The organism is Sphingomonas sp. GW821-FHT03E12 (genome assembly GCF_059420685.1).
Genome location: NZ_JBWKUF010000007.1, coordinates 71,306 through 86,578, shown reverse-complemented (window position 1 = coordinate 86,578; position 15,273 = coordinate 71,306). Strand labels below are relative to the sequence as shown.

Annotated in this window: 21 protein-coding genes; 7 read left to right on the top strand and 14 right to left on the bottom strand. The window is 66.6% G+C overall.

What is annotated here, in order from left to right; genetic code table 11:
- Positions 1-42: 42 nt before the first annotated feature.
- Genes AC07TU_RS19505 through AC07TU_RS19495 form a run of 3 tightly spaced genes read left to right on the top strand, consistent with a single transcriptional unit; the run spans position 43 to position 3,417 of the window.
- The gene (locus tag AC07TU_RS19505) at positions 43-1,239 is read left to right on the top strand and encodes an acyltransferase family protein (RefSeq protein ID WP_495189597.1); all 1,197 of its coding nucleotides are present in this window, start codon (positions 43-45) and stop codon (positions 1,237-1,239) included.
- 31 nt (positions 1,240-1,270) lie between these two features.
- A complete protein-coding gene (locus tag AC07TU_RS19500) occupies positions 1,271-2,434 on the top strand; it encodes an acyltransferase family protein (RefSeq protein ID WP_495189596.1) in 1,164 nt (387 codons plus the stop codon).
- A 26-nt stretch (positions 2,435-2,460) separates the two neighbouring features.
- Entirely contained in the window at positions 2,461-3,417 is a 957-nt protein-coding gene (locus AC07TU_RS19495) for an isoaspartyl peptidase/L-asparaginase family protein (RefSeq protein WP_495189640.1), read from the top strand.
- Between the two features lie 53 nt (positions 3,418-3,470).
- Here AC07TU_RS19495 and AC07TU_RS19490 read toward each other — a convergent pair whose 3' ends face one another.
- Positions 3,471-3,851, bottom strand: coding sequence for a PRC-barrel domain-containing protein (locus AC07TU_RS19490; protein WP_495189595.1), 381 nt, complete (start codon positions 3,849-3,851; stop codon positions 3,471-3,473).
- 125 nt (positions 3,852-3,976) lie between these two features.
- On the opposite strand from AC07TU_RS19490, the gene AC07TU_RS19485 reads away from it, so the two are divergent.
- On the top strand, positions 3,977-4,855 hold the full coding sequence (locus AC07TU_RS19485) for a S1/P1 nuclease (protein ID WP_495189594.1): 879 nt from the start codon (positions 3,977-3,979) through the stop codon (positions 4,853-4,855).
- On the opposite strand, the gene AC07TU_RS19480 is transcribed toward AC07TU_RS19485, so the two are convergent.
- From AC07TU_RS19480 to AC07TU_RS19460, 5 genes are all read right to left on the bottom strand, one after another.
- Entirely contained in the window at positions 4,856-5,131 is a 276-nt protein-coding gene (locus tag AC07TU_RS19480) for a hypothetical protein (RefSeq protein WP_495189593.1), read from the bottom strand.
- A gap of 131 nt (positions 5,132-5,262) precedes the next feature.
- Positions 5,263-5,475, bottom strand: a complete 213-nt coding sequence (locus AC07TU_RS19475; protein ID WP_495189592.1) for a hypothetical protein — start codon at positions 5,473-5,475, stop codon at positions 5,263-5,265.
- Between the two features lies 1 nt (position 5,476).
- Positions 5,477-5,692: a type II toxin-antitoxin system antitoxin gene (locus AC07TU_RS19470; protein ID WP_495189591.1), complete on the bottom strand. Its 216-nt coding sequence runs from the start codon at positions 5,690-5,692 to the stop codon at positions 5,477-5,479.
- Positions 5,693-5,699: 7 nt separating this feature from the next.
- Positions 5,700-6,593, bottom strand: coding sequence for an SPFH domain-containing protein (locus AC07TU_RS19465; protein WP_495189590.1), 894 nt, complete (start codon positions 6,591-6,593; stop codon positions 5,700-5,702).
- An 87-nt stretch (positions 6,594-6,680) separates the two neighbouring features.
- Entirely contained in the window at positions 6,681-7,571 is an 891-nt protein-coding gene (locus AC07TU_RS19460; RefSeq protein WP_495189589.1) for an AraC family transcriptional regulator, read from the bottom strand.
- A gap of 110 nt (positions 7,572-7,681) precedes the next feature.
- Here AC07TU_RS19460 and AC07TU_RS19455 point away from each other — a divergent pair, with 110 nt between their 5' ends.
- Complete coding sequence (locus AC07TU_RS19455; RefSeq protein ID WP_495189588.1) at positions 7,682-8,437, top strand: phytanoyl-CoA dioxygenase family protein; 756 nt, start codon at positions 7,682-7,684, stop codon at positions 8,435-8,437.
- 64 nt (positions 8,438-8,501) lie between these two features.
- On the opposite strand, the gene pal is transcribed toward AC07TU_RS19455, so the two are convergent.
- The 7 genes from pal to AC07TU_RS19420 all read right to left on the bottom strand — a co-directional run bounded on the left by pal (position 8,502) and on the right by AC07TU_RS19420 (position 13,322).
- Complete coding sequence (gene pal / locus AC07TU_RS19450) at positions 8,502-9,017, bottom strand: peptidoglycan-associated lipoprotein Pal (RefSeq protein WP_495189587.1); 516 nt, start codon at positions 9,015-9,017, stop codon at positions 8,502-8,504.
- A 65-nt stretch (positions 9,018-9,082) separates the two neighbouring features.
- Positions 9,083-10,444: a Tol-Pal system beta propeller repeat protein TolB gene (gene tolB, locus AC07TU_RS19445; RefSeq protein WP_495189586.1), complete on the bottom strand. Its 1,362-nt coding sequence runs from the start codon at positions 10,442-10,444 to the stop codon at positions 9,083-9,085.
- Positions 10,441-11,268: a cell envelope integrity protein TolA gene (gene tolA, locus AC07TU_RS19440; RefSeq protein ID WP_495189585.1), complete on the bottom strand. Its 828-nt coding sequence runs from the start codon at positions 11,266-11,268 to the stop codon at positions 10,441-10,443. The genes tolB and tolA overlap by 4 nt, the downstream gene beginning before the upstream one ends.
- Positions 11,268-11,702, bottom strand: a complete 435-nt coding sequence (gene tolR, locus AC07TU_RS19435) for a protein TolR (protein WP_495189584.1) — start codon at positions 11,700-11,702, stop codon at positions 11,268-11,270. Before tolR ends, tolA begins: the two co-directional genes overlap by 1 nt.
- Entirely contained in the window at positions 11,702-12,409 is a 708-nt protein-coding gene (gene tolQ, locus AC07TU_RS19430) for a protein TolQ (protein WP_495189583.1), read from the bottom strand. Before tolQ ends, tolR begins: the two co-directional genes overlap by 1 nt.
- Before the next feature lie 7 nt (positions 12,410-12,416).
- On the bottom strand, positions 12,417-12,869 hold the full coding sequence (gene ybgC, locus AC07TU_RS19425; protein WP_495189582.1) for a tol-pal system-associated acyl-CoA thioesterase: 453 nt from the start codon (positions 12,867-12,869) through the stop codon (positions 12,417-12,419).
- A gap of 51 nt (positions 12,870-12,920) precedes the next feature.
- Positions 12,921-13,322, bottom strand: a complete 402-nt coding sequence (locus AC07TU_RS19420; RefSeq protein WP_495189581.1) for an EVE domain-containing protein — start codon at positions 13,320-13,322, stop codon at positions 12,921-12,923.
- 257 nt (positions 13,323-13,579) lie between these two features.
- Between AC07TU_RS19420 and AC07TU_RS19415 the strand changes: the two genes are divergently transcribed.
- A complete protein-coding gene (locus tag AC07TU_RS19415) occupies positions 13,580-13,996 on the top strand; it encodes a hypothetical protein (RefSeq protein ID WP_495189580.1) in 417 nt (138 codons plus the stop codon).
- A gap of 68 nt (positions 13,997-14,064) precedes the next feature.
- Positions 14,065-14,337, top strand: coding sequence for a DUF3297 family protein (locus AC07TU_RS19410; protein WP_495189579.1), 273 nt, complete (start codon positions 14,065-14,067; stop codon positions 14,335-14,337).
- Positions 14,338-14,463: 126 nt separating this feature from the next.
- Here the strand turns inward: AC07TU_RS19410 and AC07TU_RS19405 are convergent, their stop codons facing one another.
- Positions 14,464-15,228: an isocitrate lyase/PEP mutase family protein gene (locus AC07TU_RS19405; RefSeq protein WP_495189578.1), complete on the bottom strand. Its 765-nt coding sequence runs from the start codon at positions 15,226-15,228 to the stop codon at positions 14,464-14,466.
- Positions 15,229-15,273: the final 45 nt, after the last annotated feature.

The following is a 15,273-nucleotide window of genomic DNA, read 5'->3' as shown; positions in this document are numbered from 1 at the left end:
CCGATAACCAATTGGTCAGGCGGCGGGGTTATAGGCCGGCTGGTGACCGAAACCATCGTCCAGTCTCCGCGTACCGACCGCCATTATGGCCTCGACTGGCTGCGCATCGCGGCGTTCGCACTGCTGATCGTCTACCATATCGGCATGGTGTTCGCGCCCTGGGACTGGGTGATCAAGACGCCCTACCGGATCGACGCGCTCATCACGCCGATGTCGCTGCTCACGCCCTGGCGGCTCGCCTTGCTGTTCGCGGTCTCGGGCTATGCCTCGTGGCACCTCTTCACCAAGTCGGGGAGCGCGGGCAAGTTCCTGCGTTCGCGCAACGTGCGGTTGCTGATCCCGCTGGCGTTCGGGATGGTCGCGCTGGTCCCCGTCGAGATGTGGGTTCGGGTGATGGACAAGGGCTATCCGTACGGCCTGATCCAGTTCTGGGCGCATGATTACTGGCGTTCGGGCGACTTCTGGGGGCGCGAATTTCCGAGCTGGGAGCATCTGTGGTTCGTCGCCTATCTGTGGACCTACACCGCGATCCTCGCCGCGGGGCTGGCGTGGTGCCGTATTCCGATCGAGCGGGCGACGGCCTGGCTGGTGGCGTGGGTGACGAAGGGCTGGCGGATCCTGTGGGCGCCGGCCCTGCTGCTCGCCATGGCCAAGGTCGCTCTGACCTTCCTGGTGGAAGAGGAGCACGGCCTGTTCCGAGACTGGGCCGGCCACGCGCTGTATCTGCCGATGTTCCTGTTCGGCTTCATGCTCGCCGGTTCGCCGCAGCTCTGGGTGCCCCTCCAGCGGTGGTGGAAGATAGCGCTGGCGTCGGCAGCGGTGTCCGGTGCGATCGTGGTTGCGGTCGAGTTGATCTTCCCCGGCGAAGCGATCCCGCCGCACTGGGTGATGGCGGCCGAGCGAGCAGCGGTGGCGGCGATGGCGTGGACGATGACGATCGTGTTGTTCGTGCTCGCCGACCGCTACTGGAACCGCGATCATCGCTGGCGCAAGCCGCTCGCCGAGGCGGTGTTCCCCTTCTATCTGATGCACCAGCCGGCAATCGTGCTGATCACCTGGTATTCGCTGCGCTACCAACTCAGCCCGTTACTGGAGTTTGTAACGCTGCTGGCGGGGACGGCGGCGATCTGTGCGGCCTTTTACCTCTTCGGCCGCGAGTTTCGCTTGCTGCGGCCGCTGATCGGACTGGGTCCGCTAGCCGCGGGAAAGCCGGCCTCGGTTTCACCGCAACCGGCCTGACATGAGGGTTCAGCCGCGCTAAGGGGCGGTGGTGGAACGGCACTATGGCATGGACTGGCTGCGGATCGGGGCGTTCGGCCTTTTGATTCTCTATCATATCGGCATGGTCTTCGTGCCCTGGGGCTATCATGTGAAGACCGCGGTGCCGGCCGAATGGGTGACGGTGCCGATGCTGTTCACCAGCCCCTGGCGGCTGACCCTGTTGTTCCTTGTCTCCGGCTATGCCAGCCGCGCCCTCTGGATGAAATCGCGCAAGCCGGGGCGCTTCGCCGCCAACCGGACCTGGCGGCTGATCATACCGCTGCTGTTCGGTGTCGCCGTGATCGTGCCGCCCCAGACCTGGGTCGAGCTCACGACGCAGCACGGCTATTGGTTCAACTACTGGGTCTTCTGGGCGCATCATTACTGGTATTTCGGCAAGATCGCCGGGATCGTCGTGCCGACCTGGAACCATCTCTGGTTCGTCGGCTATCTCTGGCTCTACACGCTTGCGCTCGCCCTGATCGTGCTGCTGCCGGGCGGGAGCTGGTTCCAGCGCGCCTTTGACCGGCTGTTCGCGGGAACCCGCGTGCTGTGGCTGCCCGCCGCCTATCTGCTGATCACGCAGGTGGTGGTGTTCCAGCGCTGGAGCGACAGCCATGACGTGATCAACGACGGCATCGCGCACCTCGCCTATTTCCCCGCCTTCCTGTTCGGGTTCGCGCTCGCGGGATCGGAGCCGGTGATGGCGTGGATTGCGCGGCTGTGGAAACCTGCCGCGGCGATCGGCCTGGCCGGTTATGTCGTGTCGGCCGCGATCGACATCGCCTATGTCGCTGATCCGCCCTGGGTGGTCGGGCGCGTGATGCTCGCGGCGCGCTATATCCAGTGCTGGATGACGATCGCGGCGCTGATCGGCTTCGCGGAGAAGTATCTGAACCGTGACCACAGGTTGCGGCCGATGCTGACCGAGGGAGTCTTCCCCTTCTACATGATCCATCAGACGGTCATCGTCGTCACGATGTATTGGTTGCTCAAGCTCGACCTCCCTGGCTTCGCCGAGTTCGCGATCCTTGTGCCGGTGACGGCGCTCGGCTGCTGGATCTTCTATCGCATCGGCCGCGAGATACCGCCGCTGCGGCCGCTGATCGGCCTCAGGATGGAGCGGCGCGACCGTCCGCGCCCGGCACCTGCCCAACCTATGGAGACCCCATGATCCGCCTGACCCTCATTGCCGGAGCCATGCTGATGTCGCTTCCCGCCGCTGCGCAGCAAAAGCCCGAATGGACGCTGGTGATCCATGGCGGGGCCGGGGTGATGGAGCGCGCGAAAATGACGCCCGAGCGCGAGGCTGCAGCGCGCAGGGGGCTGGACGCGGCGCTGGAGGCTGGGTCGAAAGTGCTCGCCGGCGGCGGCAGCGCGCTCGACGCGGTCGAGGTGGCGGTGAAGGTGCTGGAGGACGATCCGGCATTCAACGCAGGCCGCGGCGCGGTGTTCACCTATGAGGGTACCAACGAACTCGACGCATCGATCATGGACGGCGCCACGCGCCGCGCCGGTGCGGTCGCAGGGGTGACGCGGACGCGCAACCCGATCAGCCTTGCCCGCAAGGTGATGGAGGACAGCCCGCATGTGATGCTGGCGGGCAAGGGGGCCGACCAGTTCAGCGTCGAGCAGGGGTTGGAGCAGGTCGATCCTTCGTACTTCGCGACCGAGGAGCGCCGCCGCCAGCTCGAGACGCTGAAGGCGAAGAAGACCAGCTGGTTCGATGTCGACCGCAAGTTCGGTACGGTGGGCGCGGTGGCGATGGACGCCAAGGGCCACGTCGCTGCGGCGACCTCCACCGGCGGGATCACCGGCAAGCGCTGGGGCCGGATCGGCGATTCGCCGGTGATCGGCGCGGGCACCTATGCCGACGACCGCGCCTGCGCCGTTTCGGCGACCGGGGCGGGCGAGTATTTCATCCGCGAGGGCGTGGCGCACGAGATTTGCGCGCGCGTCCGCTTCAAGGGCGAGAGCCTTAAGGCGGCGGCGGATATCGTGATGAAGGAAACCGCCGATCTGGGCGGTACCGGCGGGGTGATCCTGACCGGGCCGGATGGCGAGATGGCGTGGAGCTTCAACACGCCGGGCATGTATCGCGGCAAGGTTTCGGCGGGCGGCAAGAAGACCGTCGCGGTCTATGGTGACGAAGAATAGGGTCTGACGGCATATGAGACGGCGGCGCGATCGCTCGCGCCGCCGGTCAGGGTTCAGGCCGCCGGGTAGGTCAGGCCATAATAGCCATAGACCTGCTCGCCATAGGCCCGGTCAAAGGCCGGTTCGGAATCGTCGCCGTAGCGCGGCGCATCCTCGAGCGTTTCCTTGTCGATATCGACGACGTAACCGCCTTCATCGATGTCGTAGCTGAGCTTTTCCCAGGGCAGCGGATAATAGTCGGCGCCGAGCCCGAACAGGCCGCCGAACTGGAGCACGGCGTACTCGACCTGGCCCGAATCCTTGTCGACCATGAAATTGTAGATGGTGCCGAGCTTCTCGCCCTGCGCATCGAAGACAGCAGTTCCCTCCACCTTGTTCGAGGCGATCAGCCGATCAGTCTCGTCGGTGGCGATATCGCGATCAAGGTCCGTCATCTGGAGTCTCCTTCGAGTCTCCCCCCGCCACCGCGACTGTCGCATTGGTCCGGGTCAGGCGCGTGACACCGGCGGGGTGCTGCGGCCACTCCCGGTCCGGCAGCGATGCCGCTATGGCGATTCGCATGATTCGCCGCATCCTTGCCGCCGCCGCGCTCGCCGCATCGCTCATTGCCAGCCCGGCGATGGCCTATTGGGAATATGGGCATGAGACGATCGCCTCGATCGCGTACCGGAATGTGAAGCCCGAGACGCGGGCCGCGATCGACCGGCTGCTGGCGCGACAGGGCCTGCTCGAGACGCCGACCTGTCCCGCGAAGACGATCGAGCAGGCGAGCGTCTGGGCGGACTGCATCAAGCCGCTCGGCCCCCGGTTCAGCTATGCCTATAATTGGCACTATCAGAATGTGAACATCTGCAAGCCGTTCACGCTCAAGGGCAACTGCCCCGACGGCAATTGCGTGTCGGCGCAGATCGAGCGCGACGTGAAGCTGCTTCAGGACCCCAAGGTGCCGGTTCGGGAAAAGGTCATGGCGCTGGCCTTCCTTGTCCATTTCGTCGGCGATCTGCACCAGCCGCTGCACGCCGGGGACAAGGGCGATCTGGGCGGCAACCGCGCGCGGTCGGACTATGGCGTCTACGGGCCGGAGCGGCTGAACCTCCACACCATCTGGGACGGCTGGCTGGCCGAGCGGGCGATCTCGACCCCGCCGCCGCTGGTGGTCGCCTATCCCGCTGCCGAACGCACGGCGATGGCAGCGGGATCGGTCGAGGACTGGAGCCGCGAGAATTGGGAAGTCGCCAGGGAAGCCTATGCTGCGGCCTATGGCGGCGACCCGTGCCGCGAGGACATCGCACCGCGCGGCAAGATGGACGACGCCACGGTCGAACGGCTGGTGCCGGTGATGCGCCAGCAGGTCACTCGCGGCGGGCTCCGGCTTGCCCGGATGCTCGACGAGGCGTTCGGCCCGCCGCCGCCGGCCGAGGTACGGCCCGCGCGCTGATCAGTCCTTCTTCTCAGGCCCCCAGCGCCAGCGAAAGCCGCCGTCGGTCCTGGTCCAGATGAAGTAGATATAGGCGATGCTGACGGGCACGATCGTCGCGAACTTGAGGGGGCCGGTCGGCATGCGCCAGGCGAGCAGCCCGACCAGCGCGACATAGGTCAACGTCGTCAGCCAGCCCTGCCAGGTCACCGGCACCGCGCCATAGCCATAGAGCTTCTGCGCGAACCAATAGCCTTCGCGGACCTTGAGCGCGTCGAGATGGGCGCGGGCGCTCATGACAGCACTATGGTGAGGCCGATGCCGAGCGCGAGCAGCGAGGCTGCAGCGAGCCAGGGCAGATGCGAGCGGCGGGCGAACAATGCGATCATCATATCTTGCCTCCTTCTCTTTTGAACCGACGGCGATTTTCAGGTGCGGGCGTAATTCTCCAGGAAGCCGCAGCGCTGGCAGCGCAGGGTGCTGATCTCGATCGGCTTGCCCTCGCCGGACTTGACGCCCCACCAGCGCTTGCGCGGGGTGCCGCGCGACCAGCTGAGCAGGGCCGGCATGCTGCTGCGTTCGGTGAGGATGAAGCCCTCGGCCATCGATCCCTGGCATTTGGGGCAGTGGCTGGAACGCATCTCAACTTTCCTCCTTTGCCGAATCCTTCGCAGGCCGGCCGCGCTTGGCGCGCACCGGTTCCGCGAGCTTGACGCCGCGCCGGGCCAGCGCCTCGCGCAGCAGGCATTCCACCTGCGCATTGACGCTGCGCAGGTCGGTGGCCGCGCTCCGCTCGATCGCCGCGTAGAGCGCGGGATCGAGGCGGAGCGGGAACGCCTTTTTGGGTGGGACGCTCACGACACGATTACTGGTAGAGCGAGCCCGCGTTCACCACCGGCTGAGTGTCGCGTTCCGAGCAGAGTACGACCATCAGGTTAGAGACCATCGCGGCGCGGCGCTCGTCGTCCAGTTCGACGACATTCTTCTCGGACAACTGCTCGAGCGCCATCTCGACCATCCCGACCGCGCCCTCGACCAGCGTCTTGCGCGCGGCGACCACGGCTTCGGCCTGCTGGCGGCGGAGCATCGCCTGGGCGATCTCCTGCGCATAGGCGAGATGGGTGAGGCGGCATTCGTCGATATGGACGCCCGCCATCTGGACGCGCTCCTGCAGTTCGACGCGCAGTTCCTCGCTGACATGATCGGCATTGCCGCGCAGCGTGATCTCTTCATGCGTGAAGTCGTCATAAGGATAGCGCGAGCCGATCGCGCGCACCGCGCTCTCGATCTGGATGTGGACGAACTCACGATAGTCATCGACGTCGAACAGCGCCTGTGCGGTATCGGCGACGCGCCACACCACGTTCGACGCGATCTCGATCGGGTTGCCGCGCAGGTCGTTCACCTTGAGCCGTTCCGAGGTGATGTTGTGGATGCGGACCGACACCTTCTTCTTGATCAGCCACGGCCATGCCCAGCGCAGGCCGTTGGTCCGATCGGTGCCCTGATATTCGCCGAACAGCAGGATCGCTGCGGCCTGGTTGGGCTGGAGCAGGTAGAAGCCGCACGCGACGAAGCTGAAGACGATGATGCCGGCAGGCAGGGTCAGTTGCGCCCACAGCGCGTCCTTGACCTGCGGTACCGAGAAACCGACCGCGACCACCGCGATCAGGATGACCAGCAGCATGGCATAGCCGCTGGCAGTGGATGCGGGGCGCTCGGCGCTGCTGCGGAGTGCGCGGGGGTTCGAATCGGACATGTTTGCCTCCATAAATTATGATATCAGTTTTATATCGAATTGTGGGAGGCGCAAGCGGAATCGGTGATGTGATCGTCCGGCCGGCACTCAGCCGGATTTACGGCGGTAGTTCTGGGGGGAGGTGCCGATCTCGCGTTTGAAGGCGCGGGAGAAGTTGTGGACCGTGCTGAAACCCAGCTGATAGGCGATCTCGGTGACGCTCCACTGGGAATGGAGCACCAGTTCGGCCGCCCTTTGCATCAGGGCGCGGGTCTGCATCTGGTGCGGGCTGACGCCATGGGCTTCGCGGAAAAGCTTGCGGAAATGCGATTCGCTGAGCCGGGCGCCGGCGGCCAGCATCTTGAGGTCCAGGGCGGCCTCGGGCCGCGCGACAATCCGTTCGGCTGCACGGTGCAGCGCCGGCCAGCGCACCCCCGCGCTGATGGCGGGCGCCGACAGGCCGGTCGCGATCTCCCCCAGGATTTCGAGCATCAGGCCGGCGACGCGGAGCGGCCGCCGCGCACCGCGATGCTCCATGATCGCCTGCCGCATCAATGCGTAGATTGCGGGGCCGTTGACCACCGGGAGCAGGCCGCTCCAGCCCGCGATCGGCTGACGCGTCCAGGGCGGGTGCATGTCGGGGTGGGGGCCGTGCGGATATCGGGCGCCGCTCCGCACGCGCGCACTGCGTTCGGCATCATGCACCAGGTCGAAATGCAGATAGGCCACGAACATCGTCGGGGATACGCCGCGCATTTCGTGCAGGACGCCGGGCGGGATCCAGATCAGATCGCCTGCGCCGACGCGGAAGCTGTCCTCGCCTACCGAGAAATGCCCGTCTCCCGACACGATATAGACCAGCAGATAGTCGAGCACGACCCGGCGTTCGATATGCCAGGGGCCGCGCCAATGCTCGAGTGCGCCGCGGACATAGGGGGAGAGCATCGCCGCCAGCGCATAATCGGCTCCATCCGCGGAAGTGTCGGCTGCTGCGCTCACCCCGTCAGCATAATCATCTGGGATACGAATTGCACGGCGCGGCCAAAGACGCCGCATGCCCGTTCCGCCACGCTGGATACGCGTCGGGATCAGAACGCGGGAGAGAGGGCATGTATTATCCGGAACCGAGCGAGGACGAGATTGCGCGCTTCCGCGCGGACGGGTTTCTGGTTGTCCGCGACGCGATCGACCCCGTCGAGCAGCAGGCGCTGGCGGAGATGGGCGCGGAGATGATCGCGCGGCCGGCGGACTGGGGGAAGGACTGGGACTGGCGCCAGGGCGAGCCGCTTGACCAGCGGGTGTTCCGCATCGTCCAGAGCGGGGTCGATCGGCACTATCCATGGCTGCCTCAGTCGCGCTTCCGGCGCTGGGCGGGCCGGTTCGGCGGTGCCTTGATGGGGCAGGCCATGGCGTTCTGGTACGAGCAGTTCCTGGCCAAGCCGCCGGGCACCGGCGCACCCACGCCCTGGCATCAGGACGAGGCCTATTGGGGGCGGACCCTGCGGAACGGGGGCGTGACCTGCTGGACCGCCTTCCACGCGGTCGGCGTGGAGAATGGCTGCATGCACTTTGTCCGCGGCGGGCATCTGGATGTGCTGGAGCATCGCAACCCGCCCGAGATGGCGAGCGACCTGCTCGTGTGCGAGGTCCCGGACGGCAGCGAGATCGTCGCCTGCCCGATCGAGGCGGGCAGTGTGACCTTCCATCACAGCGCGACCCCGCACATGACGACCGGCAATTCCACCGGGAGCTGGCGGCAATCGCTGACCCAGCATTTCCGTGCGCCGGACCTCGCGGCGCTGGAGCCGGATCACTATCCCTGGCGGGTGCGCGTCAGCCAGCGCGCGGACGAACCGGGCGGCTAGCGAGCCAACGAAAAGGGGCGCGTGCCGTGCGGCGCGCGCCCCTCTCGCTTGCCCGTGAGGGCAATCAGTTGACGACGATCGTCACCGCGCGGCGGTTCTGCGCCCAGCTCTGCTCGTCCGAGCCGAGCGCGATCGGGCGTTCCTTGCCGTAGCTGATCGTGGTGATGCGCGTCGCCGAAACGCCGCGCGCCGCGAGATAGTTCTTCGCGGCATTGGCGCGGCGGTCGCCGAGCGCGAGGTTGTATTCGCGCGTGCCGCGCTCGTCGGCATGGCCTTCCAGCGTGATCCGCGTGTTCGGATACTGGGTCAGCCACTGTGCCTGGCTGTCGAGGATCGAGCGCGCCTGCGCGTCGATGTCATATTGGTCGAGGCCGAACAGGACGGTGTCGCTCGACACGTTCTGCTTGAAGTGCGCGGCGGTGCCGGGCTGGACGCCGGTGCCCGTGTCGGGGCCGGGGGTGGTGGGGCCGGTATCGACCTCGCCCGGGCCCGGCGGCAGGGTTTCGGGGCGCTTCTTCGAGCAACCCGCGACGGCGACGGCCATCGTGGCGATGATGAGGGCGGTTTTAAGCTTTGCCATTGGTCGTATCTCCCTTGGCATTTACAGATTTCGTGATCCCGAGGTCGTTCCGTACATGATTTGGTTCATGGGCGTAACGGTCCCCAGGCCGGATCGGATCCGTCGAGCGGGGTGGGGATGCGTCGCGCGTTGGTCCCGGTCAGGTCCACCGACCAGACATCGGCCTTGCCCGAGCGGCCCTGCGCGCCGCGATAGAACATCAGCACGCGGCCATTGGGCGACCAGCTCGGCCCTTCGTCGCCCCAGGCTTCGGTCAGCAGCTTCTCGCCGCCGCCCGAGGGGCTCATCACGCCGATGCGGAAGCCGCCACCCATGCGGGTGAAGGCGATCAGGTCGCCGCGCGGGCTCCACACCGGCGTCGCATAGCGCCCGCCGCCGAAGGAGATGCGCTGCGGGCTCGATCCGTCGGCGTTCATCACATAGAGCTGCTGCGTGCCCGAACGGTCGCTCTCGAACACGATCTTGTTGCCGTCGGGCGAGTAGCTGCCGCCGGTGTCGATGCCGGGGCCGTTGGTCAGCCGCTGCGGCGATCCGCCGGTTGCGGCGACGCGATAGATATCGGCGTTGCCCGCGGTCGACATGGTGAAGAGGATCCAGCGGCCATCGGGCGAGAAGCGCGGCGCGAAGGCCATGCTGACATTGGTGACCAGCAGCCGCTGGGTGCCGTTCGACAGGTCGTAGACATAGAGCGAGGGCTTGTCGTTCTGATAGCTCATATAGGCGATGCGCCGGTCGTCGGGGGACAAACGCGGGGTCAGCACGATCGACTGGCCATTGGTCAGGAAGCGGTGGTTCGCACCGTCCTGATCCATGATCGCGAGCCGCTTGATGCGCTTGTTCTTGGGGCCGGTCTCGCTGACATAGACGACGCGGCTGTCGAAATAGGGGCCTTCGCCCGACAGGCGGGTGTAGATCGAATCGGCGCATTTATGCGCGGCGCGGCGCCAGTCGGACGGGCCGACCTCGAACCCCGAACGGGTGAGCTGGGTGCCGAGCGCGACGTCGTAGAGATAGCAGCCGACCGTCAGCCGTCCGCCCGCGCCGGCCTGGACATAGCCCTGCACCAGCGCCTGGGCGCTGCCGTTACGCCAATAGTTGAAATCGGGCGCGCGGACTTCGCCAACCGACGGGGCGCGGACGCCGTCGGGGCCGACCGGCTTGAACAGGCCGGTGTTGCGCAGGTCCGCGGCGATGACGTCGGCGATCTGCCGGCCGAGCGTTTCGGTGTTGCCCGCCGGAGTCTGCACCGCCTGTGCCGCCGGCATTGCCGGGATCATGATGGTGAGATCGGCCGACGCGGTATCGGTGACGTCGACGCTGAGGCCTTCTTCCTCCTGCGCGGGGGCTGGTACGGCTGGCGGGGTCACCTGCTGCGCGGCGACGGGCGCTGCGACCAGGAGGGCGACGAGCGAAAATACGGGCTTCATCGGCTGAGGTTCCTGTCGAAGTTGGGGCGGAGGATCTTCCAGGCGTCGTAATATTCGGCCGGGAGGTTGAACGGGGCGGCGAGGCGCGCGGCGTTGAGCGCGCGTTCCTTGTGCAGATCGGCCTGGGCGCGGTTACTGTCGTTGACGCCGGTCTGGTTGATCACGCGGGGCGGCGCGGCGAGCGTGCCGTCGCGATTGAGGCGGATCTCGACCGTGGTGCGCAGCAGCTCGACGTCCGCGCCGGTGGGCGAGCGCCAGTGCGGGCGGAGCTGACGGATGACTTCGGCGGCGAGGCTCGACTTGACCGCGGGGCCGATCTGGCTGGCCTGCGGTGTGGTCGCCTTGCCCTTGCTCGGCTGATCGGTGAGGCCGTTGACGATACCGGTGAGGCGGCCCGTGGGGCGCACTTCGCGCGTGGTCGGTTTTGCGGGCGCCTTGGGTGCGGGGGCGCTGGCCTTTTTCGGCTCGGCCTTCTTGGGCGGTTCGGGCTGCTTCGGCGCCGGGCGCGGTTCGGGCTTGGGCGGAGCAGGGTTGGGGCGGACCACCGGCTCGGGTTCGGGCTGCGCCACGGGCGGCGGCGTCACCGGCTCGGGCGGGGCGGGGACTTCGGCGAGGCGTTCGGCGGGCGCCTCGCGGTTGATCACCGGCGCCTCGCTCTTGAGCCCCGCTTCGTCGGTCAGCGAGATTTCGATCGGGGTCGGCTCGAGCTTGGCCGGATTGGGCGTGGCGAGGAAGCCGACCGTCAGCAGGCCGAACAGGATCACATGGCCCAGCAATGCCAGGCCAAGCCCCGTCCCTTCGCTGCGGTCGATCGCCAGACTCATCAGTTGCCGTCCACCGGGGTCGTCACGAGCGACACCTTGTTGAGGCCGACGCGGTTGAGCTCGCCCATCACCCGCATGACCTTGCCATATTCGAGGCGCAGGTCGGCGCGCAGGTAGACCTGAGGCTTGTCCTCACCGCGCTGGGTGGCGATCTCTTCCAGCAGTGCGGGCAGGCCCTGTTCGGTCACTTCGCTATTGTCGAGATAGAGCTTGCCCGACTGGTCGATCGAGATCTGGACGGGCTTCGCATCCTGATCGAGCGGCTTGGCGCGGCTTTCGGGCAGGTTCACCTGCACCCCCGCGGTGAGCAAAGGCGCGGTGACCATGAAGATGATCAGGAGCACCAGCATCACGTCGACCAGCGGCGTGACGTTGATGTCGGCCATCGGCGCGCGGCGTCCCTTGCCGCGGGAGGATGGGAGGTTGGCGCCCATCAGAGCTTGCCCGGGGTCGGACCGCTGTCGAGCTGGCGGCTCAGGGTCGCATGGAAGCCGTCGGCGAAGCGGTTGAGGTGCGCCTCCACCTTGTTGATGCCGTGGCTGAAGCGGTTGTAGGCGATCACTGCGGGGATCGCGGCGAACAGACCGATCGCGGTGGCGAACAGGGCCTCGGCGATGCCCGGCGCGACCACGGCGAGCGAGGTGTTCTGCTCGCTGGCGATCGCGGTGAAGCTGCGCATGATGCCCCAGACGGTGCCGAACAGACCGACGAAGGGCGCGACGGAACCGACCGTCGCAAGAATGTTGAGGCGATCGGAGAGCTTGTCGATCTCATGCGCGACCGCGGCGCCCATCGTTGTGGCGAGCCGCTCGCGCGTGCCCTCCTTGTCGAGCACGCGCCCGCCGGTCGAGCGGCGCCATTCGGTGACGCCCGCGGCAAAGACGCGCGCGACCGGATGCGCGGCATCGCCGTTCATCCGGTAGAAGACGTCGATATCGTCGCTCTTGCGATAGTCGCGCTCGAACGCGTCGGTCGACTTGCGCGCAGCGGCGATGCGGCCGCGCAGGCTGAAGATGATTCCCCAGGTCCAGATGCTGGCGAGCAGCAGCCCGACCATCACCGCCTTCACCACCCAGTCGGCCTGCAGGAACAGGCCCAGCGGCGACAGGGTCGCGGCGTCGGTATTCACGAACAGTTCCATGTGTCGCTCAATTCCCCATCATTACAAGCGGCACAAACGCGTCCACCCAATGGGCCGGTTGCCGCCGCGGACGCCCGTTGGGCGCCACGAACGCGGCCTCGACCTCTGCCTGAACCAGCAATTCGTCGTGCCGCATGACTCTTTGCTGAATGTCGACTGACGCCGCGCGCACGCGGACCAGCCGGCTGACGACGGTCAACGCGTCATCGAGCCTGGCGGGTGCAGCAAATCGCAGTTGCATGCGCGTGACGGCATAGGCGCCTTCGCCCGCCTCGTGCGCAGCGCGCTGGTCGATGCCGGCCAGGCGCAGCATGTCCGATCGCGCGCGCTCCATGAAGCGCAGATAATTGGCGTGATAGACCACCCCCGACAGGTCCGTGTCCTCGAAATAGACACGGACCGGGAAACGATGCTCCAGACCGTCGAAGCGGCCGGCGATCACGGGGTCGTCGGCGGGCATGGGCCTTGGCCCTAGCCCACAGGGGCAAAGAGATAAAGGTAAAGGAAGCCGTTACGGCTTCGACATGTCGATTACCTGCTTCCACTCGTCGGGTGTGACCTTGCCGACCGAGAGGCGGGAGAATTTGACCAGTTCCATCTCGGCGAGCTTCGGTTCGGCCTTCACCTGCTTGAGGGTCACCGGATTGGTCAGCGGTTCGACCGGCTTCATTTCGACGGAGACCCAGTGCTTGCCGTCGCCGTCGGGCTTTGCCTCGCGGCTCACTTCCATGATGCCGACGATCTGGAGCCCGATATTGCTGTGATAGAAGAAGGCCCGGTCGCCGACCTTCATCGCGCGCAGGTTGCCGGCGGCGGTGTAGTTGCGCACCCCGTCCCATTCGGTCTTGCCGTCACGGACCAGGTCATCCCAGCTGAAAACGTCGGGCTCGGACTTCATCAGCCAGAGGTTCATTGCGAGGTTCCTTTGTTCTGTGTCGGCTGCGCCGACCGGCACCGGCCCGCTCCCCCGCCCGGCCACCCATATCATACTGCGGTTGGGTGGCCGGGCGGGGGAGCGGGCCGGTGCCGTCTCCAAACCAAAAACGCATAAACCGCAAGTGAACATGCGATTCTGCGGTGGTTCAGTTCGACTCGGGCAGATATGCATCCAAGGCGCCCGCACATGCGTTTCCGGCGTCGACAGGTGCAGCTTTGCACGAGGAGGAAGTCATGCAGACCATCACCAAGGCGGTGCTCGGACTTGCGCTTGGCGCCACCGCGCTCACCGCGGCCGCGCCTGCGGAGGCGCAGCGCTATCGTCATCACCGCGACCGCGACAATACCGGCGTCGCCGTTGCAGCCGGCATTGCCGGCGTCGTGATCGGCGCGGCGATCGCGGGTTCGGGCCGGGATCGCTATCGCGACCGCTATGACGATCGTTATTACGACCGCTACGACCGCCGCTATTACGATTATGACCGCGGCTATTACGACTATGACAAGCCCTATTACCGCGACCGCGGCTACTACCCGCGTGACGGCTATTACTACCGCCATTACGAGCAGCGCGGCTGGCGCGGCTGTTCGGTCCGCCGGGTGTACGACCCCTATCTGGGTCGCCGGGTGAACGTGCGTTACTGCCGCTGACCTAGCTACTGCGACAGCAAGGGCGGCGCGGGTTTATTCCTGCGCCGCTTTTGTTTAGGGAGCCGGGGATGAGCGACACTCCCCCCGACCGCCTCTCGGTCAATCCGAAGAGCCCGTATTTCAACGCCGAGCTGCTCCAGCGCGGCATCGGTATCCGCTTCAAGGATGTGCAGCGCCGCGACGTCGAGGAGTACAGCATCTCCGAAGGCTGGATCCGCGTGCAGCTGGGCAAGAAGACCGATCGCAAGGGTAACCCGCTGACGATCAAGCTGAGCGGCCCGGTCGAGGCGTGGTTCGAGACCTCACCCGAGGGTGAAGCCGACGCTTCGGACGAAGCCTGATTTTCTGCCGTCATCCCGGCCTTGTGCCGGGATCCACGGCTCCCAAGGCGATGCCTTCGAGGTTCTCGCGTGTCGCGTGCCTCCCGGCGGACCCCGGCACAAGGCCGGGGTGACGGCCTGATCCGACTATCCGTTGAACGCCGCTCGAGCCGCCTCCTCCAGCCCCTTCATCGCCGCGCGATAGGGGAAGGGGCCGTGGCTGATCCGGGCGATGCCCGCCGCTGCGACTGCCGTGGCATCGGGTGCGCCGGGAAAGGCCATGAAGTTCACCGGCAGCGGCGATTCCCAGCACACGCGCGCCAGTAGCTCCAGATTGGCGAGGCCGGGGACGAAGAAGCCGCTGGCGCCCGCCCTGGCATAGGCGTGCGCGCGGGCGATCGCGGCATCGACCTTTGCTTCGTCATGTGTGTCCGCCTTGGCCTGCAGGAAGATATCGGTGCGCGCGTTGATGAAGAAGGCGGGACCGGCCGCCGATCGGGCCGCCGCGATGCGTTCGGCCTGGAAGGCGCAGTCGTGCAGCCCTTCGCCGCCGACCACCTGATCCTCGAAATTGCAGCCGACCGCGCCGGTCGCGGCAAGGCGCGCGAAATTTTCCGCGACGCCCGCCGGGGCGACCGCATAGCCGCCCTCGAAATCGATCGTCACCGGCACATCGACTGACGCGGCGATTCGCGCGGCATTGTCGAGCACCAGATCGAGTGGCACGGCCTCTCCATCGCCATAGCCGTTCGCCATCGCGACCGATGCGCTGCCGGTTGCGAGCGCCTGCGCGCCGGCTGCGGCGACGGCCTGCGCCGATCCGGCGTCCCAGATGTTGAACAGAACCAGCGGCGCGCGCGGTTCGTGCAGCGCGGCGAAACGATCGAACTTCGCATTCGTCGTGGCGGTCATCGATTCCTCCTGTTTCCGGCAGTTCTACTGCCGGAACGAAGAGGG